General features: G+C 69.3%; 13 protein-coding genes and 2 pseudogenes. 3 read left to right on the top strand and 12 right to left on the bottom strand.

What is annotated here, in order from left to right; translation table 11 throughout:
• The first annotated feature begins 76 nt into the window (after window positions 1–76).
• Entirely contained in the window at window positions 77–268 is a 192-nt protein-coding gene (locus tag ACWDO5_RS11335) for a hypothetical protein (protein ID WP_327326814.1), read from the top strand.
• Window positions 269–388: 120 nt separating this feature from the next.
• Here ACWDO5_RS11335 and ACWDO5_RS11330 read toward each other — a convergent pair whose 3' ends face one another.
• Together ACWDO5_RS11330 and ACWDO5_RS11325 are read right to left on the bottom strand one after the other, a co-directional pair.
• A complete protein-coding gene (locus ACWDO5_RS11330) occupies window positions 389–1750 on the bottom strand; it encodes a hypothetical protein (protein ID WP_450530076.1) in 1362 nt (453 codons plus the stop codon).
• Window positions 1751–1904: 154 nt separating this feature from the next.
• Complete coding sequence (locus ACWDO5_RS11325; protein WP_450530119.1) at window positions 1905–3218, bottom strand: DUF2254 domain-containing protein; 1314 nt, start codon at window positions 3216–3218, stop codon at window positions 1905–1907.
• 376 nt (window positions 3219–3594) lie between these two features.
• Between ACWDO5_RS11325 and ACWDO5_RS11320 the strand changes: the two genes are divergently transcribed.
• Both ACWDO5_RS11320 and ACWDO5_RS11315 read left to right on the top strand, forming a co-directional pair.
• Window positions 3595–5442 carry a glycoside hydrolase family 15 protein gene (locus ACWDO5_RS11320; RefSeq protein WP_450530075.1) on the top strand — a complete coding sequence of 616 codons (1848 nt, stop codon included), beginning with the start codon at window positions 3595–3597 and terminating at the stop codon, window positions 5440–5442.
• Window positions 5443–5545: 103 nt separating this feature from the next.
• Window positions 5546–5725 (top strand): annotated as a pseudogene (locus tag ACWDO5_RS11315) (DUF2252 family protein); the annotation flags it as partial.
• 57 nt (window positions 5726–5782) lie between these two features.
• On the opposite strand, the gene ACWDO5_RS11310 reads toward ACWDO5_RS11315, so the two are convergent.
• The 10 genes and pseudogenes from ACWDO5_RS11310 to ACWDO5_RS11265 all read right to left on the bottom strand — a co-directional run bounded on the left by ACWDO5_RS11310 (window position 5783) and on the right by ACWDO5_RS11265 (window position 15337).
• Window positions 5783–6838 carry a cytochrome d ubiquinol oxidase subunit II gene (locus ACWDO5_RS11310; RefSeq protein ID WP_450530074.1) on the bottom strand — a complete coding sequence of 352 codons (1056 nt, stop codon included), beginning with the start codon at window positions 6836–6838 and terminating at the stop codon, window positions 5783–5785.
• Window positions 6835–8319: a cytochrome ubiquinol oxidase subunit I gene (locus tag ACWDO5_RS11305; protein WP_450530073.1), complete on the bottom strand. Its 1485-nt coding sequence runs from the start codon at window positions 8317–8319 to the stop codon at window positions 6835–6837. The genes ACWDO5_RS11310 and ACWDO5_RS11305 overlap by 4 nt, the downstream gene beginning before the upstream one ends.
• 34 nt (window positions 8320–8353) lie before the next feature.
• Window positions 8354–9193 (bottom strand): SDR family oxidoreductase, encoded by an 840-nt coding sequence (locus ACWDO5_RS11300; protein WP_450530072.1) that lies wholly within the window; start codon window positions 9191–9193, stop codon window positions 8354–8356.
• A 215-nt stretch (window positions 9194–9408) separates the two neighbouring features.
• Window positions 9409–10989: a GMC oxidoreductase gene (locus ACWDO5_RS11295; RefSeq protein WP_450530071.1), complete on the bottom strand. Its 1581-nt coding sequence runs from the start codon at window positions 10987–10989 to the stop codon at window positions 9409–9411.
• 152 nt (window positions 10990–11141) lie between these two features.
• Window positions 11142–12092, bottom strand: a complete 951-nt coding sequence (locus ACWDO5_RS11290) for a cyclase family protein (protein WP_450530070.1) — start codon at window positions 12090–12092, stop codon at window positions 11142–11144.
• A gap of 103 nt (window positions 12093–12195) precedes the next feature.
• Complete coding sequence (locus tag ACWDO5_RS11285) at window positions 12196–13695, bottom strand: gluconokinase, GntK/IdnK-type (RefSeq protein WP_450530118.1); 1500 nt, start codon at window positions 13693–13695, stop codon at window positions 12196–12198.
• 44 nt (window positions 13696–13739) lie between these two features.
• Window positions 13740–14174, bottom strand: coding sequence for a DUF7144 family membrane protein (locus ACWDO5_RS11280; protein WP_450530117.1), 435 nt, complete (start codon window positions 14172–14174; stop codon window positions 13740–13742).
• A 129-nt stretch (window positions 14175–14303) separates the two neighbouring features.
• Window positions 14304–14468, bottom strand: a complete 165-nt coding sequence (locus ACWDO5_RS11275; protein ID WP_450530124.1) for a hypothetical protein — start codon at window positions 14466–14468, stop codon at window positions 14304–14306.
• 142 nt (window positions 14469–14610) lie between these two features.
• Window positions 14611–14949, bottom strand: a pseudogene (locus ACWDO5_RS11270) (chloride channel protein); the annotation flags it as partial.
• 205 nt (window positions 14950–15154) lie between these two features.
• Window positions 15155–15337, bottom strand: a complete 183-nt coding sequence (locus ACWDO5_RS11265; protein ID WP_450530069.1) for an SHOCT domain-containing protein — start codon at window positions 15335–15337, stop codon at window positions 15155–15157.
• Window positions 15338–15546 lie beyond the last annotated feature (209 nt).

Raw genomic sequence — 15546 nt, 5'->3', positions numbered from 1 at the left:
CTGCGCCAAGAGACAACCCGGTAATCTCGACAGGAAGACCCGCCCTGATGTCGTACCGAGAAAAGGAGGGCGAGAAGTGGCAGCACAACGGCTCGGGACCCTACTCGTCCCTGTACCCGGCCTGTCCGGCACCACGTACCCGCCCGGAACGACGGTGGCTGTACGTGGTCGCGGTGCGACTGTCGATGCCTTTGTCAACGGCGACTGGCTTCCGCTGTCGTGGTGGGAGTTCTCGGACGGCCTCCGTGAGGACATCGCCGACCGCTGACCCCGGCGCGCCCACGCCAGGGAGCCCCGACCCGGGATCACCCACGGTGACCACGGACTTCCAGGCCGTAAGCGCTATCAGCACGGCAGGGACCTCCGGGCCGCTGGAGGGACCCCACGTTCACCGTGGGGGCAAGTCCTGTGACGCCACCTCCGGTGTGCTTCCGTCCGCCTCGCCCTCTGCCAGGAATTCCACCACTGCCAGCGCGAGGAGCAGCCCGAGCGCGATGCCGACGACGACCCAGCCCGTGGGGTAGCTCCACAGGAGGTAGGTCAGGACGGCCGCGGCGACCAGCACCCAGGTGATCCATGTCCGGTAGCGGCGGACGAAGGGGCCGACCGGCCCGGTTCGCAGACCCGCGCGGTCGGCGGTGGAGCGCACCGCCCCGATGCCCGCATTCCACAACTGCCTCACGAGCGTTGCCCGTCGGCCGTGCCCGGTCAGCCAGGCGGCCAGCGCGATCACTACGCCGAGCACCACGGTCATGCGGACCGTGGTGCGCAGGTAGCGCGTCAGTGTGTCGTAGACGGACCCGGCGGCAGGCTGCGAGACACTCTCCGGCAGTTCGTTCAGATACACCACGCGGAACACGGCCAGGCTGATGCCGAGGATCAGCATGGCGAAGGCGAAGGCGAGTGCGGAAATCGCGAGGGTACGCCGGCGGTGGACGGAGAGCAGGACGCCGGCGGCGATCAGCACCACCGCCATCACCGGCAGCCAGAACCCGGCGAGCTCAAGGAGCTGGAAGGCGGTCTTGACCTTGCCGATGTTGTCGGCTCGCAGGATCGTGAAGTCGGTGTGCACTTCGGGGATCTTTGCGGCCACCGTCATTCCTTCGTCGACGAGGCGCTGTTTGACCTGGTCGACGACCGGGCCCAGATCGACGGTCACCGAGTCGTTGTTGATCTTCACCGCGCTGTCGGCGCTGCCCGTCAGGGCTTTGTCCACGGCTGCGTGAATCCGGCGGTTGGCGTCGGTCCAGATCCTCTCGAAGGTCTCGGAGGCGACGATCTCCTGCGTTTTGTCGTGGACGAAGCTGCGGACGGCGTTCTCCAGCGAGTCGCCCAGCATGCCGAGCGCCTTCTGCAGGAGGGGCCGGTCCGCAGGGGCCGCACCCTCCAGCAGGGTCGCCAGGTCGATGTGTTCCATCACCGCGTTGGTGACCCGGTTCGCCACGGCCGCCTGGATGTCCGGGTCGGAGGCGAGAGGTGCGACCGTATCGACGTACCGGTCCGTGTCGCCGACCTCGTCCGCCGCCCACGCCGCAACGGCGCCGAGAGGTGCTAGGACGCAGCCGATGACGATGAGCAGCGCCGCGAAGAAGGACCTCCACCGGTGGTGGGGAACCCGGGACGCCACGTCGGACTCCAGCGACGCGACGCGAGTGCGCAGCTGCTCCATTTCGGCGCGCGCGTCGTCCGCGCCCGGCGCCCCGGCGTGCTCCGCGCCTGCGTTTGGGCCAGTCGCTCCATTGTCGGGCATTCGCGCGTCCTCCCCGTACGGATGGGTGGATACCAGCAGACCCCCGCGGACCGGGCACACGCGAGCTGTCCTGGGCCGCTTGGGTGCATGCCTCGCCACGCGGCACACCTGGTCAGGGCAGACGGACGCTTGGGCACCCCGCGGCGGGCCGGGCTCAGATCGACCGATGCGGCCGCCCGCTCATCCGGGCGGTGCAGCCGGTCGGTGCCCGCCTCCGATGCCCTGACGGTCGCTCGTGCGCGCCGTGGCGCGGCGGACAGGGTCGGTGAACTCCCGCTCGACCGCCTCCTCCAGGAGCTCGAGCTCCGTGCGGACCGCCGGCAGGTGATCGGCCGGCAAGGTATCCAGCAGGCCTTCCAGCAGCGCACAGCCGCCGGCAGATCTGGGTGGACCTCGCCCCGTACTCACGGATCTCGGTGACGGCGAGCTGAAGGTAGTCCTCCCAGCCCCGGCTCGGCACCACCAGTCGCGGTCGGCCACGGTCGTCGCCGAGCACATAGCGGCGGCGGAGTTCGGTCCTGCCGACGGTGTACAGGAACGCCTCGATGTGATTCAGCACCTGGACGGCGGTCGTGGGGTCGTTCACTGCCGGGGAGAGGGCTCGGATGGCGATGTCGACGAGAATGCGCAGGGCGAAGGCGGGGTCCTGCTCGATGGTCCGCTCTGCGCCGAGGGCGACGAGTCCGGTCACCCGCCGCGGATCGGGCGCCGAGATCCCGCCATGGACCTCCACGACGGTGGCGCCGGGCGGTACGAAGTCCCCGACGGGGTGGATGACCACGAAGGTGCAGTCGTGGCGGACCGCGGCGCGGGTCAGCCCGGCCATGTCGAACGCCTGGATGGCTCCGCCGCGTTCGGACCGGATGCGCGTCACCGGGCCGCCCGGCAGCGCGGTTTCATCGTCGAGGAGCGCGGCGCCGCCGGTCTTGGCCGCCCGGCGGATGAGGATCTCCTCCCCCATCCGTCCGACCAGGTCGGCGATGGCCACCGGCCGGAGGTTGTGGGTGAAGCGGCTGAGGTAGACCAGCAGAAGCAGGAGGCTGACGGCGACGAGCATCCCGGCCAAGGTGACTCCCAGGTCGGGGACGGAGTCCGACTCGATGGTGCGCAGCAGGGAGAAGGCGAACGCGAACGTCCCGGTGAAGGTGGCCAGAACGGCCTTTTGCAGACGGTCCCGGTACCACAGGCGCATGTACCGGGGGGACAGCGTTCCCGTGGCCTGCTGGACGACGAGTACGCCGATGGTCACGACGAATCCGAGCAGGGCGACCATGGCCCCGACGATGGCACTCAGCACACCGCTCGCCGTTGTCGCCGAATACCGCCAGTTTGTCGGCAGCCAGTCCGCGTCCGCGGCCACGGCACACTCCGCGAGAATCACCCCGAGTGCAAATCCCAACAGCGGGACGATCCACAAGCTGGCCTTGGCGTATTGCCGCAGCCGGAACGCGGTCGCCCAGGACATCATCGTCCGCACGCGCGGACCCTTCCCCTGCTGGGCACAGGCGCGAGGCTCGACAGCACGGGCACCCTCCGGGTTCAGTTCTGAGATCAGGCCTTCGCGTCCACGGTAATGCCGCTCCTCGGCGGGCGCAGAGACAGGAATCCGTCCGGCTCCGCCGTGTTGCGCACTTACGATCCTGCGCCGTGTTTCCGTCGCTCAAAGGGCCGTCGTCGCCTCGGCAGGCCCGTGGGGAATTCCTTGCTTAAGCTGTCCGGGTGGCACCGGGTGGCACCGGGTCGGCGCAACGGCAAATGGGTGATTCACATGCGCGATGCGAGGGAGCCGTACTGATGGCTGCGCACGCGGTGCGTTTTTCGGCACGGGCCGAAAGGGACTCACGATGGACGACTACCCGCTGATCGAGAATCACGGCCTGATCGGTGATTTGCAGACCGCGGCGCTGGTGACCACCGATGGGACCATCGACTGGTTCTGTTGTCCACGCTTCGACTCGCCAAGCGTGTTCGGCGCCTTGCTGGACCGTGAGAAGGGCGGGCATTTCACGGTCGCCCCGGCCCAGAAGACCTACGCGACCAAGCAGTTGTACTTTCCCGACACCGCGGTTCTCGTGACCCGGTTCATGACCGAGGCGGGTGCCGGCGAGGTGGTCGACTTCATGCCGGTGACCGGGCGGACGGCCACCCCTCGCCATCGTCTGGTCCGCATGCTGCGGTGCGTCCGCGGCAGCATGACCTTCGAGGTCGAGATCGCCCCCCGGTTCGACTACGGCCGTAAGCCGCACAAGTTGCACCTCACCGAGCACGGGGCGGTGTTCGCCGCGGAGGAACTGGAGTTGACCGTGCACGCGGTCCGGGAACCGCAGGACGAGCGGCTGGTGAACTCCCTCACAGGCGAACAGGACCTGCACTTCTCGCTGACCTTGCAGGCCGGTCAGGAGCGGGGTCTGGTCATGGAGTCGTCCGCCGACGGACCGCCACGCGAGATCCGCCTCACCGAGTTCCAGAAGCTTTTCGACGACACCGTCCGGTACTGGCGGTCCTGGCTGAGCCAGTCCCGCTACTCGGGCCGGTGGCGGGAGGCGGTGGAGCGCTCCGCCGTGACGCTGAAGCTGATGACGTACGCACCCAGCGGCGCTCTGGTCGCCGCCCCGACGGCGGGACTGCCGGAACAACTGGGCGGCGAGCGCAACTGGGACTACCGGTTCACCTGGATCCGCGACGCCTCGTTCTCCGTGTACGCCCTGCTGGGACTGGGGTTCAAGGAGGAGGCGACCTCCTTCATCGGCTGGCTGCGCGACCGCGTGAAAGAGAGGGCGGGCAGTGCCAGTGACACGGGACCGCTGAACATCATGTACCGGGTCGACGGCTCGTCCGACCTCACCGAAGAGATCCTGGAGCACTGGGAGGGGTACCAGGGCTCTGCCCCGGTGCGCATCGGCAACGGCGCCGCGGACCAGCTGCAACTGGACATCTACGGCGAGGCGCTGGACAGCATCTACTTCGCCCACCAGCGCGGAATTGGGCTGGACCACAAGGGCTGGACCTCGCTGCTCACCCTCCTCGAATGGCTCACCGACCACTGGGACCAGCCCGGAGAGGGCCTGTGGGAGACCCGTGGCGGTCGTAAGAACTTCACCTACGGCCGGGTGATGTCCTGGGTCGCCTTCGACCGTGCGCTGCGACTGGCGGCCGCCAGCGGCCGGCCGGCCGCGGTCGAGCGCTGGGCCGGTGAGCGGAACAAGATCTACGAGCAGATCCTGACACAGGGCTGGGATGCCGGGCGCAAGGCCTTCGTCCAGCACTTCGGAAGTGATGTGCTCGACTCGTCGTTGCTGCGGATGCCCACCGTGGGCTTCATCACCCCGGACGATCCCATGTGGATCTCCACGCTGGACGCGATGGACCGGGAGCTGGTGTCCGACAGCCTGGTGTACCGGTACAACCCCGAGGCATCGCCCGACGGCCTGCGCGGCTCCGAAGGAACCTTCTCCCTGTGCACGTTCATGTACGTCGACGCGCTGGCGCGGGCAGGGCGGACCGATCAGGCCAGGCTCGTCCTCGAGAAGATGCTGACGTACGCCAATCACCTCGGCCTGTACTCGGAGGAGATCGACCTGACCGGGCGGCAGCTGGGAAACTTCCCACAGGCGTTCACCCATCTCGCTCTCATTGACGCGGCCATCACCCTGGACGCGACGCTGAACCGGGCCGGCGGCAACGGGTCATAGGTGCCGCCGGGTACGACGGTCAGCCGCCCAGGACGAGTCGGACCGGCATCACGGGCCCGGCGGCCCGGGGCCGAGGAGCACGACGGTGTCACCCGCGCGCGGGGCCCGCGCTCACGCCCGCTCCGGGGACCGGATCGCCATCGCCGCGTACCTGGGAGGCGGCGACGCTTTCGACCGTGCGCTGACGGAGTTCGCGGAGAGTTACGCGGACCAGAACGAGCGCGACCACCGGTCCCTGGTCGACGCGGTACAGGCCGGCCGGGTGGCCGCCGCACCCGCATGACAGCCGCTGCACACGGCTTGCCGCGTACCTCCGTACCCTGCCGCGGGCGCCGGATGGTCAGTCGCCGTCGGCCGTGCCGGCGACGCCGGGCGCGCTCCGCTGCAGGTCGGCGTCGGTGAGGGGTTCCAGCTCGCCGTGGGTGTCCAGCCAGTAGAGCAGGACGACGGCAGGCCCGACGAGTACTACGGCGACGAGCGTGACGACGCCGAGCCAGCGCAGCGTCGTGGGAGCGCCGGCGCCGTCCGCCACGGTCAGGGACGTGGGGATGAGGTAGGGGCGCTGGGCGACCCCCCAAGCGATGACGGCCGCCGCGACCACGCCGACCGCCGTGATGCGGGACCAGGCCCCGGACGCCCGGAGCAGGAGCCAGCCCGTGGCGACGGCGCACACTCCGGCCAGAACGACGAACCCGAGGCCGAGGCCGCCCGTGAGCCCGTTCCACACATAGGGGGCGTCGCCGTGAGTGACGGCGAGCGCGGCCCCTCCCAGCACGGCTACGACGGCGAGGCTGCCCAGCGCCCGCAGCCGGAAGTAGCCGACGAGGTCGGGCGCGCCGAAGCGTGCGGCGTCTCTGGCCAGGAACACGGCTGCGAGAAAGGCCGTCGATGCGACGGTGAGCAGCCCGAAGAGGATGGAAGTGGGGTTGGACCAGGCTTCCGTCGAGGCTTCGGTTCCCGGCGTCACCCGGCCGGAGGCGATGCCGCCTACGGCCGCGCCGAGGAAGAAGGGGGTGAGCAGCGAGGCGACGGCGAACACCGCCCCGAAGATGCGCCGACGGGCCAGACGCCGGGCGGGTTTGCGCAGCGCGAACCCGGCGCCGCGCACGACCATGCCGATGGCGGCGAGCGCCAGCGGCAGCCACATCGCGGAGAACACGGTCTGGAACAGCGTCGGGAATCCGGTCCACATGATGACGAAGACGAAGATCAGCCAGACATTGTTGACCTCCCAGACGGGTGCCATGGCGTGGTCGATCAGCCATCTGGGGCGCTTGCCGCGTTCCGCACCGCCGGCGGCCAGGTCCCAGAACCCGGCCCCGTAGTCGGTGCCGCCGGCGCAGGCGTAGGCGGCCACCGCGAGCAGCAGTACAGCGGCGATGACGTTCGCGGTCATGAGAGCCCGTCCGCGTCCGCTCCGGACCCGGCGCCACGGGAGGCGAGTGCCTCGTCGGCGGGCGGCCGGGAGCGGGGCCCGTAGGGCGTGTCCGTCTCCGGTCCCTCGCCCGGCTCCCCGGCCTCCCGGCCCTCGTCGGCAAGTCTCCAGCGGGTACGCATCTTGAGCAGTACGGCGAGCAGTGAGCCGAAGATCAGCACGTACACCACGATCACCACACCGAGCATGATCCACAGGCTGGTGGAGCGGGTCGATGTCACTGCTTCCGCGACCCGCATGTTCTGGTAGACGATCCAGGGCTGGCGTCCCACTTCGGTCGTGATCCAGCCGCATTCGACGGCGACGACCGAGGCGACTCCCGCACAGGCCGCGCTGCGGAAGAACCACGGGGAGGCGGGCAGCCGGCGGTGCCGCAGCCAGACCAGGCCGTACCAGAGGGCGAGGAGTACCAGCAGCGAGCCGATCACGACCATGATGTCGAAGGCCCAGTGGGCGATGGTGGCCTGAGTGGCCGTCGGCCGGTCGTTCGCCGGTACGGACGCCAGTCCCGTCACCTTGGTGTCGGGACTGAACCCGGCCAGGATGGAGTCGAGTTGGGGGATCTTGATGCCGCCGGAGATGGTTCCGTCCGGGTGAAGGCGTCCGAACAAGTACTCCGGCACATGGGTGTCGGTCTCCCAGACGATCTCCGTCGCCGCGAACTTCACCGGCTGCTTGTGGAAGACCGACCGTGCGATGGAGTCTCCCAGCATGAGCTGCACCGGGGTGAACACCGCGGCAACGGTGAAGGGAAGGGTGAAACCCAGCCGGTGGTAGCGGTCTCTGCGGCCCCGCAGCCAGCCGACCGCGTAGACGCCGGCGACGACGTATCCCGCGGTCACCAGCATCGCCACGACGAAGTGCCAGTACTGCGGTCCGAACATCGGGGTGAAGATCGCCGACCAGATGTCGACGTCGACGGGGTTGCCGTCGGAGTCGAGTGAGAAGCCTCGGGGCGTATTCATCCACGAGTTGGCCGCCAGGATGCCGAACGCCCCGAGCAGTGCGGCTGCGGGAAGCGGCAGGCCAAGCAGGAAGTGGGTCCGCGGCTTCAGTCTGCGCCAGCCGTAGAGATAGATGGCAATGAGTACCGCTTCGAGGAAGAAGGCCCAGGCCTCGATACCGAATCCGATGCCGAAGACGTCACCCCACTTGCCCATCAGGCCCGGCCAGAGCAGGCCGAACTCGAAAGACAGGACGGTGCCGGTGACGACGCCGACCGCGAAATGAACCGCCATGACGGCCGACCAGCGTCTGGCAAGGAGCAGGGCGACGGGGTCGTTCCGGCGCAGGCCGCGATAGTGCATCACCAGGGTGAGGAGCGGCAGCGCCACCCCCAAGGGCACCAGGATGATGTGGGAGGCCAGGGTGAATGCCATGAGCTGTCTGGCCGGAAGCAGTTGAGCCGGGGCGTCCGCCAGCAGGTGGAGCGTGGTGTGCATACATGCCTTTGCTGCTCGCGACGTTCAGGAGAGGTCAGCCGCCGGTGGCGAATCCGGGGAAGAGGGTCATCCCGCCGTCCACGTAAAGGGTGGTCCCCACTACGTAGTCCATAAGGTCGGACGCGAGGCCGACGACGGCATTGGCGATGTCCTGGGGGTCGCCGATGCGCTTGTAGGGGATGAGCCGCAGCAGATCCTCCTGGGCGTCCGGCGTCTCCCAGGCGCTACGGTTGATCGGCGTCTTGATGGCTCCCGGGGCGACCGCGTTCACTCGGATCTTCTGCGGTGCGAGTTCCTGCGCCAGTGTCTCCATCATCATCTGTACGCCGCCTTTGGAGGAGGCGTAGTTAACATGCCCTGCCCACGGGATGAGCTGGTGGACCGAGCTCATGCAGATGATCTTTCCTGCCGCGCTCGACACCTCCGGGACGACCCCGCGCCGCAGGAACTCCTTCGTCGCCTCACGGGCGCACAGGAACTGACCCGTCAGGTTGACGTCCAGCACCTTCTGCCACTGGGCGAGGGTCATCTCGATGAACGGGGCGTCGCGCTGCAGACCGGCGTTGGCGACGAGGATGTCGATCGTCCCGAACTCCTGGACCATCCGGTCCACCATGCCGACGACCTGGTCCTCCTTGGACACATCCGCCTCGTACGCCGCCGCACGCACACCGAACGAGGTGATCTCCTTGACCACTTGCTCGGCGGCCTCACGGTCGGCCACGTAGTTCACGACCACGTCGGCGCCTGCCCGGCCCAGACCGATGGCCGTCGCCTTGCCGATACCGGAATTGGCGCCGGTGACCAGCGCTTTCTGGCCTTTCAGCAGTTGCGCTGGGATTACGCCCTGTGCTGCGCCGGCGGTGGGATTCACGATTGCCTGCCTCCTCGGTGCATGGCCCCCGGTCCCGCGGGCCGCAGCGCCGGTCGAGCCCGGCTCGTCACAGAACCACCGGCGGACGGGGGGTGGCACGCTCTGCGAGTTCCCGTTGGGCCGTTGGGCCGACGATCTTCGCCCGGTCGGCCCAGCCGTCGGCCGGCGGGCAGGTCAGCCGGTCAGGTCAGGTCAGCCGGTCAGGTCAGGTCAGGTCAGGTCAGCCGGTCAACGATGTGGTCGCCGACCCGCAAGGCGTTGGCCATGGCCGTCAGCGACGGATTGACCGCACCGATGCTCGGGAAAAAGCTCGTGTCGACCACGTACAGGTTGTCCAGGTCGTGAGCCTTGCAGTTGACGTCCAGGGCAGAGCTGCTCGGGTCGTCGCCGAACCGGACAGTGCCGGCCTGGTGCGCGGTGGCGCCGATGGGCATGCCCTTGTGCAAATAGATGCTGTGCGACAGCAGTTGGTGTTCGTGCATGCCCAAGTGGCCAAGCATTCCCCGCAGTTTGTGCTGCAGGCGCTTCAGCCCGGCGACGTTGTTCTTCTCGTCGAGGGACAGGTGGATCCTGCCGTCCGCATCCAGGGTGACGCGACTGTCCGGAAGAGGCAGATCCTCGCCGCACAGCCAGAAGTCGACGGCATGATGTGCCATCACCTCGAACGGCAGATCCGGGGTCACGGCTCCGGCCCAGCGCGGGGCCTCGCCGTGGATCTGCTCGGCGTCCGACTTGCCGAGCATCTGGATGCCGCCCAGCGGGTAGTCCCAGTCGTCCGCTCCCAAGTACCAGTCGTGGAGGGCGAGGGTCTTCTGGAACTGAGTGTCGTTGGGCTCCTTCGACAAGGCCATCAACGCCAGGTTGTTGTGCCGCATGTAATGACGGCCGACTACGTCGGAGCTGTTGGCCAGTCCTCGGGGGTGCCGGTCGCTGGCCGATGCCAGCAGCAGAGCTGCGGAGTTGACCGCCCCGCACGCGACGACCACAACGTCCGCCTCGAACCGGGCCTCGGAGCCATCCGCGAGCCGGGTGACGACCGTGCTGACGCTGCGCCCGGCCGGGTCGGTCTCCAGCCTGGCCACCCGGGCGTTGGTGATCATCTCGACGTTCGGGTGCTGCAGTGCGGGCTCGACGCAGATCACCTGGGCGTCGGACTTGCCACGCACCAGACACGGGAAGCCGTCCACCCGGTTGCAGCGGATACAGACGCTGGAATGGGTCGCCCGGCCGTTTCCGTCCTGGCTCAGATTGACGCCGATGGGCAGGTGGAACGGATGCAGTCCGCGCTTCTCGAGGTCGTCGCTGAGCTGTTGGATGCGCGGCTCGTGTTCGACGGGCGGGTGCGCGTATTGCGCGCTCACCGGCCCCTCGCCGGGATCCTCGCCGTGCCGCCCGTGCACCAGGTAGAGGTGTTCGGCCTGGGTGTAGTACGGCTCCAGGTCCTCGTAGCGGATCGGCCATGCGGGCGAGATGCCGTCGTGGTGGCGGAGTTCGCCGAAGTCCTCGGGGCGCAGCCGGAAGAGGGCGGCGCCGTAGAACTTGGTGTTGCCTCCGACGTAGTAGTTGACCTCGGGCGGGAACTCGTTGCCGTGCTTGTCGAACCAGAACTCCGGGGCCCGGTACTTGCCCTTGACGAACACGGCGGTGGAGTCCCAGTTGTCCCGCTCACGCGGGAGGAAGTCACCGCGCTCGAGGATGAGCACGCGTTTTCCGGAGGGGGCGAGCCGGTGGGCGAGCGTACCGCCGCCGGCGCCAGTACCGATGATGATGACGTCGTAGTGAGGGGCATCGCCCACGGCGACCACCGTCCTTGCGCTCGCGGCCCTGCGCTCCCGCCGGGACCTGTTACTGCGCGCTGCGGAAAAGCAGCCGTCCCACCCATTCGAACTTATCCGCCCTTTCGGTTCACGGCGACCGGACCGCCGCTGCCGCGGCCGTCGGGCCGCGTTCACAGGACGGCGATCGGATTCACCGGAGAGCCGGTGGCGGCGGGCAGCCGAAGCGGGGCCACCACGCACAGGAAGCTCCAACGGCCCTCGCATTCGCACGCGGGAGCCAGCTCCTCGAACTGCAGATAGTCCATCAGGTGCAGCCCCATGGCGTGTATGGCCAGCACATGCACGGGAAAGGCGATGTCCGCCACCGCGCTGGGGGCGGTGTCGTTGTTGCCGTCCGAGCCGAGCACCGCGACCTGCCGCTCGGCCAGGAACCGCACCGCTGTCGGATGAAGGCCGGCCCGGGCCTGCGCCGTGTTCCAAGCCCCGAGTTCGCGGCGCCGGCGGCGGTGACCCACCCGGACGAGCAGCAGGTCCCCCGGGCCGACCCGGACCCCCTGGGCGGCCTCGGCGGCGGTCAGGTCGGTGGCCGTCACATGATCGCCGGGCTCCAGCCAGGGCACGCCGCGCAGTCGTGGGATGTCCAGGAGCACCCCGCGGCCGACGATGCCGTCCCGAACCACGTCGAGGGAGAGTGAACCGGCGCCGTCCGGTGTCACACTGCTCGCGGGGACCGCGTTGTAGAGCTCACCGTCGAACAGCACGTGGCAGAGCGCGTCGAGATGGCTGTCGGCGTCCCCGTGCACGTTCATCGCGAACCGGTCGACGGCGAAGTGCAGCCCGCCCGCGCCGATGCCACCGGCAGCGGCTCCGGTCATCCGGTGGTCCGCGGGTTCAGGATTGTCCGGCCCGGGCCGGGTCTCGATGGGCGCGGCGAGGGACACCGTACGGCCGGACCGGACCTCGGCGGCGGCTGCCACCACGCGCTCGGGCGTCAGGTGGCCGAGCGCCCCGAGCCGGTCGTCGGGACTGCGCCGAGCCCCGTCGCGCAGTTGCTCGTACAGCGCCCGGAAGGCGTCCGTGGTCAGGGACTGCGGGGCCGGTGGTTCCGTGCGCGGGGTCATGACGATGCTGCCTCCCGCCGACGAGTTGTGCGTACGGCCGTCTCATTGTCGATCGGCCTCATTGTCGATCGGCCGGTCGGGGGCCGCGACAGCGGCGCCGGCCTCAGCCGCTGGTCTCCCACGGGCCGAGTCCCCACCGGAGCACATGACTGCCGCCCGGCTCGAGGGTGGTGAGATCCGTACCGCTGCGGAAGGCGTCCGCCGGGCAGGACATGGCCTCCACGGCGACACCGCGCCGCCGCCGCTCGGGCTCGGGCAGCGTGTCACCGGTGTACACCTGTACGTATCGGCTGCCTTCACCGAGCCAGAGGTCGATGCCATGGAGGCCCGAGGGGTGGGCCAGCCGCACCGCGGCCCGGCCGGAGCCGTCACGGTCGAGTCCGCCGAAGGCGGTGTCCAGCTGCGCCTCGCCGATGGGGCGAGGGGTGCGGAAGTCGTACTCAGTGCCCTCGACCGGTTCCTGGCCGGTCGGCAGACCCTGCTCGTCGGTGCGCAGCCGGTAGCGGGCAGGCACGGTCAGCAGCGCCGTGTCCACCGGACCGGTGCCCACCGTCAAATAGGGGTGCTGGCCCACACCGAAGGGTGCCGCGGTGTCCCCTACGTTGGTCGCGGTGACGGTGACCTCGAGCCCCTCAGGACCCAGCCGGTACTCGGCGAATACCTCCAGGTGGAAGGGATATCCCGGCTGCGGGAAGAGCGTGGTGCCCACCCTGACTCCGTCGTCGCTGCGGGCGAGCAGCTGCCACGGGGTCCAGCGCAGCAGTCCGTGGATGGCGTTGTGCTTCTCCGGCTCGGTCAGCGGGAGTTGCAGGCCCTGACCGTTGAAGTGGTAGCGCCCGCCGCCCACCCGGTTGGGCCAGGGGACGAGAAGCTGCCCTCGGCCGCCGGTGATCCGTGCGTCGGCGGTGAACCCGTCCAGCAGCTGCCGGCCGTCCACCTCGTAGTGGCGCAGGGCTCCGCCCAGCTCGACCACGACGGCCGTCTGCCCGCCGTGGCGCAGCTGCCACTGTTCCCCTGTCGCGGGTGGGGGCATGAGCGGCTCCTCGGTCGGGGCGGTGCGGGCCGCTGCCACGCCGGTGGGCGGGTGATCCTGGGCAGAATCCACGCGCAGCAAGGAGACGATGGCCTCGACGACGGCTTCCGGCGGCTGGTCGATCTCCACAACGCATGGGTGTTCGTCAGGCTCCGGCTCCTGAAGATCCGCGAACTGGCTGTCCAGCAATCCGGCCGGAAAGAAGTGGCCGGGCCGGGCGGCCAGTCGGGAGCGGATGAGCTCCCGCGAACCGTGCAGGTACACCAGGCGCACCCCGGGCCTTCCGCCGAGCAGTTGGTCCCGGTAGGCGCGCTTGAGCGCGGAGCAAGTGACGACGGCCGGTTGCCGTGCCGCGATCTGCTGGTCCATCCAGGCGGCGATGGCGTTCAGCCACGGTGGCCTGTCCGCGTCGGTCAGCGGTTCACCGGCCGCCATCTTGGCGCGGTTGGCCGGGGGTTGGAAATCGTCCGCGTCCCGGAAGGTCCGGCCGAGTCGGCCGGCGAGCAGCCGGGCCACCGTGGACTTACCCGATCCCGACGCGCCGATGACGAGCACCAAGGCCGCAGGCACCCCTGCGGCTCCGGCACGCGCCGGAGCCGGTGGAGTCCCGCGCCTCAGCTCTCCGATGGACTCGGAGCCGCGCACAGCGCCCAGATGATGAAGCCGTCGATGGCAAGCAGCACGATCGCCCAGAACGGCGCGTAGGGCAGCCACAGGAAGTTCGCGATCATGCCCAGACCTACCAGCACCACACCGACGACCCTCGCCCACGTGGTGCCCTGGAACAGGGCGAAACCGGCGAGAACGATCACGACGCCGAGGATGAGATGGATCCAGCCCCAACCGGTGAGGTCGAACTGGTAGACGTAGTTGTTGGTGGCGACGAACACGTCGTCGTTGGCGATGGCGGCGATGCCCGCGAAGAGCGTCATGAAACCGCCGAAAACCATCAGGACACCGGCGAAGACCAACCACCCGCTGCCGAGGCCGCTCTTCGTCGAACTCCGCGATGCGGCGCCCGCCCGGGTTCCGCTCACATGACTCGTCATGGTGCGCTCCTTCATCTCGTACGACCGGCCGGACGGTCTCCCGTGCGGCCGATCGGGTTACCTCCAACATCGGCCCATGCGATCCGCTTCGCACCTCGGGGACTGTTCCGCGGCGGCCTGACGCCGCTCTCAGGCCGGTCCGGCGTCGGCGGGCGGAGATCCGGCGGGCTTGCCCACCGGCGCAGCAGCGCGGCCGGGAGGAAGCAGCTCGGTGGTCACGAACGCCACGACGGCCGCCAGGATCACCACGGGGATCATGGCGGCGCTGCCGAGCAGCAGGACGACGAGCACCACGCTGCTGACCGGCAGCCGCAGGGCACTGGCCGGGACTGGCCGCCATGCCCGCGGCCAGTCCCGGTACGACCCCCAGACGCACGGCGGCACCGATCGCGACGGCCATCAGCACCGACCAGAGCACGTCTCCGGCGTCGAGACGCGGAGGTGCGCCCAGCTTCAGGGACAGACTGCCGGTCGAGAAGCCGGTCCAGTTGCCGAAGCCGGTGAACACGAGCGAACCCACCCCGCTGGACAGCAGCGCCGGCAACATGACCGCGAACAGTTGCGGACCGCCGACCCCCGCCACCTCCATGAGCAGCACGGCGGCGATCAGCGGGTTCCCGAAGATCGCCGAGAGGGCGGCCGCGGCCCCGGCCACGCTCAGGAGCACCGTGCTCTGCGGGGTGGCCGGCGCGCGGGCGAGGTGCCTGAAGAGAAGCGCCAGGCCACCGCCGAGGGCGATCAGCGGAGCTTCCGGGCCCAGGTTGCTCCAGCTCATGGAGCGCGACGAGGAACCAGAAAGCGGCGAGCGACACCGGAATACCGATGGGGCGCGGAACACGAGTGCCTTGAGATAACCCGGGCTGCGCAACATGTCGCGCAGCCGGTCCGCCTCCTGCGGCTGCGTTCCGCCGCCGGGTGCGGCCGGCCGCGGACTCGGCTCCGTCATGGGGTCGTCCCTTCCCAGTCCCCCATGTCCGGTGTCAGCCGAGAATCTGGCGCTTCTGTGCCTTGAATTCCTCTTCGGTCAGCGCCCCTTGGGCCTTCAGGTCGCTCAGTTGCTTGAGCCTGTCGATCTTGTTGCTCATGTCGTCGACGGGGGAAGTCGGCGACGCGCCCTCGGGGGCCGGGGCGGCGGCCTTCTGCTCGTTGTCCTTCCCGGGCATGTTCACTCATCTCCCACGGTGCGTGCGGCGCGGACCGCCGCGGGGACGGTCCGCGCGGCGTTGCTTTCAGCCGGCGGACAGCCCTCCAGGCCATTGCAACACCCCGCGGAGGGCTTCGCACTTCCGGTGTCCCGGCGGCTGCGGCCCTCTCGGCGGGCCACCACGGGCGGCCGGCGGAGAGGGCCGCACCCGGTCAAGCGGTGAGCGGG

The organism is Streptomyces sp. NPDC000880 (genome assembly GCF_053599675.1).
The sequence above is the reverse complement of the archived record's forward strand: the minus strand, read 5'-3'. Positions and strand labels throughout refer to the sequence as shown.